The organism is Phenylobacterium ferrooxidans (assembly GCF_042714595.1).
GTDB classification, from domain to species: Bacteria; Pseudomonadota; Alphaproteobacteria; order Caulobacterales; family Caulobacteraceae; genus Phenylobacterium; species Phenylobacterium ferrooxidans.
Map to the genome: position 1 here is coordinate 1 of NZ_JAOTJD010000082.1, position 3385 is coordinate 3385.

Here is a 3385-nt window from a genome sequence, read left to right on the forward strand (position 1 = left end):
CGGGGTCGAGAGCGGCAGTTCGCCAAATCGTTGGCGAACTGCATAGCCGGGCTTAAGTAGCCCGGCTCGCTCTCGACCCCGCAAGGGGAGAAGGAAAGCAGCTACCCCAACGCCGTCTCGGCGATCGACTTGGCGGTGGGGTAGTCGGCCTTGCCGTTGCTGGCGCGCAGGATTTCAGTGGTGGCGACGATCCGCTTGGGAGTCTTGTAGCCGGCGAGCGCCATGCGGACGTGGGCCCGCAGCAGGTCCTCGTCCAGGCTGGCGCCCTCCGACAGGCGGATGACACCGGTGACCGACTGGCCCCACTTCTCGTCGGGCAGGCCGATGACCAGGGCGTCCTCGACAGAGGGGTGGGTTTTCAGGGCCTCCTCGACCTCCTCGGGGAAGACCTTCTCGCCGGCGGTGTTGATGCAGGCGCTGCCGCGGCCCAGCAGGGTCAGGGTCCCGTCGGCCTCCACCAGGCACCAGTCGCCGGGGATGGAGTAGCGCTCACCCTTGATGGTCCGGAAGGTGCGCGCCGTCTTCTCCTCGTCCTTGTAGTAGCCGAGCGGGTTTGGCCCCTTGATGGCGATCATGCCCGACACGCCCGAGCCAGGCTCCACCGGCTCGTCGTTCTCGTCGAACACCTTGCAGCGCTCCCCCAGCATGAACTTGGCGGTGGGGGCCTCGCCGCCCTTCATCATCACCGATGCGCCCATGCCCAGCGCCTCGGAGGAGGAGAAGGCGTCGCTGAGCATGGCGCCGGGCATGTGCTCCAGCAGGCCCTGCTTGACCTCCAGGCTCCACATCACCCCGGAGGACACGACCACCGCGACGCTGGAGAGGTCGTACTTGCCGGGGTTGGCGTTGAGGGTGTTGAGCAGGGGCTTGGCGAAGCTGTCGCCCACCAGGACCAGGGACTGGGGCTTGTGGCGGTCGATGGTCTCCAGCAGCTCGACGGGATCGAAGGTCTGTCCTTCCAGGGTTACGACGCAGCCGCCCGACATCATGGCGCCCATCGAGGTAAGCAGGCCGGTGCCGTGCATCAGGGGCGGGGCCGGCAGGATACGGCCGCCCGGGCCGGCGGCGCGGGTCGCGGCGGCCAGTTCCTCGAGGGTTTCCGGGACCGGGCCCATCGCGCGGGCGGGCGCCAGCGTGATCTCGCGCAGGTCATGGTGGGTCCACATCACGCCCTTGGGCATGCCAGTGGTGCCGCCGGTGTAGATGAAGAACTGGTCGTCGCCCGAGCGCTGGATGTCGAGGGGGCCGCCATTGCCCTCGGCGGCCAGGGTGTCGAAGGCCTCGGCGAAGGGGGCGGTGGTTTCACCGACCTCGATCCAGGTCTTCACGCCCGGCAGGCGCGGGCGGATCTCGGCGACGGCGTCACGGAATTCCGACGAATAGACCACGGTCTGGGCGTCGGAATTGTCGAAGATGTACCAGACCTCCTGGGGCGTGTAGCGGTAGTTGACGTTGACGTGGGTCAGGCGCGCCTTCCAGCCGGCGGCGACGGTCAGCAGGTATTCCGGCCGGTTGCGCATGTAGATGGCGATCTTGTCGCCGGGCTGGGAGCCACGGGCGATCAGGCCCCGGGCCAGGCTGTTGGTGATCTGGTTGGCCTGGCCCCAGTTGATCACGCGCTCGCCATGGATGAAGGCCGGCGCCTCAGGCGGAACCGCCCCGCCCACCGCGTCCAGGATGTCTCCGAAATTCCAGGCCATCGTCTCTCTCCCTTGTCGCTCCGTCGCTCATGGCGCCGGATGTCGAATTTTGATCAGTCGCCGGATCAGGCGTTGAAGTTGAGCTTCAGGCCCGGCCGGGGCCAGCGGGCCTTGAACAGCTTGCCGGTGGCCGAGCAGGTCACCCAGGCGTCGCGCATGTCGTCGCCGCCAAAGCAGATGTTGGTCACGATCAGGTCGGGGAAGGCGAAGTGCTCGTAGGACCCCTCCGGATCGATGGCGGTGATCCCGCCATTGATGATGGTGGCGACGCAGACCTTGCCCGAGGCCTCGACCGCCAGGCTGTCGAACAGCTGGTATCCTGGCATGTTGGCCACCACCCGCCCGGGCGCGAAGCCCGCGGGCGGACCCAGCACGCCCACCTCGGCGACGTCGAAGGCCCAGAGCCGGCCGAGGTTGGTGTCGGCCAGGTAGACCACCTTCTCATCGGGCGAGAGGCCCACGCCATTGGGAGAGATCAGGTGGTCGCGCTGGCGGCTGATGTGGCTGCCGTCGGTCTTGGCGTAGTAGAGCGCGCCGAACTTGCGGCCGTCGGGCGTGGAACAGCCGTGGTCGGAGAACCAGAAGCCGCCCTGCTTGTCGAAGACGAGGTCGTTGGGGCCCACCAGCCGCTTGCCGTCGCAGGCGTCGTAGAGGGTGGTCAGCTTGCCGGTGGCCAGGTCAAACCGCTGGATCATGCCGCCGGTGTGGCTGGCGGGCGTGGGGCCGGGGATGGTCAGGCCGCCATTGTCCAGCCACTCGAAGGACCCGCCGTTGTTGGTGATGTAGATGGCGCCGTCCGGGCCGATGGCCGCCCCGTTGGGGCCGCCGCCGGTCTCCACCACCGTGGTCCTGGTTCCGTCCGGGGTGACGCGGGTCAGGCGCTGGGCCTTGATCTCGGTGAGGATCACCGAGCCGTCGTTCATGGCGATGGGGCCCTCGGGAAACTCGAAACCCTCAGCCACCAGCTGCATGTCCATGTTCGTCTCCCCACGATTTTCTGCCACTATGGGTCGGTTCCCCGGCGTGAGGCCAGCCCCCAAACTCAGCGCCGCTCGAGCACCCGGATCGTGAAGGGATACTCGTCGTCCTCGCCGGCCGGATGGTCCTGGGCGCTGACTTCCTTCCACTGGCTTTCGTCGAAGCCCTTGAGGACGACGTCGCCCTCGACGTCGGCATGGACCTCGGTGAGGTAGATGCGGCGCGCCCGGGGCAGGACCAGTTCGAACAGGGAGGCGCCGCCGATGACGCAGAACTCCTCCTGGCCGTCCTCCTCGGCCTGCTCGCGGGCGATGGACAGCGCCTCGCTCAGTTCCTCGCAGACCAGGCCCCCCTTGGCCTCGAAGGAGCCGTCGCGGGAGACCACGATGTTGGTGCGGCCGGGCAGGGGCGCCTTGGGCAGACTCTGCCAGGTCTTCCGGCCCATGATCACCGGCTTGCCCATGGTGACGGCGCGGAAATTGGCCAGGTCGGTCTTCAGCCGCCAGGGCATCTCGCCGCCCCGGCCGATGACGCCATTGGAGGCGCGCGCGATGGGGCCGGCGGTGAGGATGGGTGTCATGGGGAATTCATAACCTGACTCTCCCCCGCTCGTCCCGGCGAAGGCCAGGACCTGAGTTCTCAAACGAAGTGCAACACCCTGCATTGGCGGAGGTGTTGTCATGGGACGGCTCTACGAGCAGCTCAGT

Annotated in this window: 3 protein-coding genes; all 3 read right to left on the bottom strand. The window is 67.7% G+C overall.

Annotation, left to right across the window (positions count from 1 at the left end; translation table 11 throughout):
• Positions 1-101 precede the first annotated feature (101 nt).
• The 3 genes from OCL97_RS22455 to OCL97_RS22465 all read right to left on the bottom strand — a co-directional run bounded on the left by OCL97_RS22455 (position 102) and on the right by OCL97_RS22465 (position 3258).
• On the bottom strand, positions 102-1700 hold the full coding sequence (locus OCL97_RS22455; RefSeq protein WP_305704507.1) for an acyl-CoA synthetase: 1599 nt from the start codon (positions 1698-1700) through the stop codon (positions 102-104).
• Between the two features lie 65 nt (positions 1701-1765).
• Positions 1766-2677 (bottom strand): SMP-30/gluconolactonase/LRE family protein, encoded by a 912-nt coding sequence (locus OCL97_RS22460; RefSeq protein WP_377371923.1) that lies wholly within the window; start codon positions 2675-2677, stop codon positions 1766-1768.
• Between the two features lie 65 nt (positions 2678-2742).
• Positions 2743-3258 carry a dihydrofolate reductase gene (locus OCL97_RS22465; protein ID WP_377371924.1) on the bottom strand — a complete coding sequence of 172 codons (516 nt, stop codon included), beginning with the start codon at positions 3256-3258 and terminating at the stop codon, positions 2743-2745.
• Positions 3259-3385 lie beyond the last annotated feature (127 nt).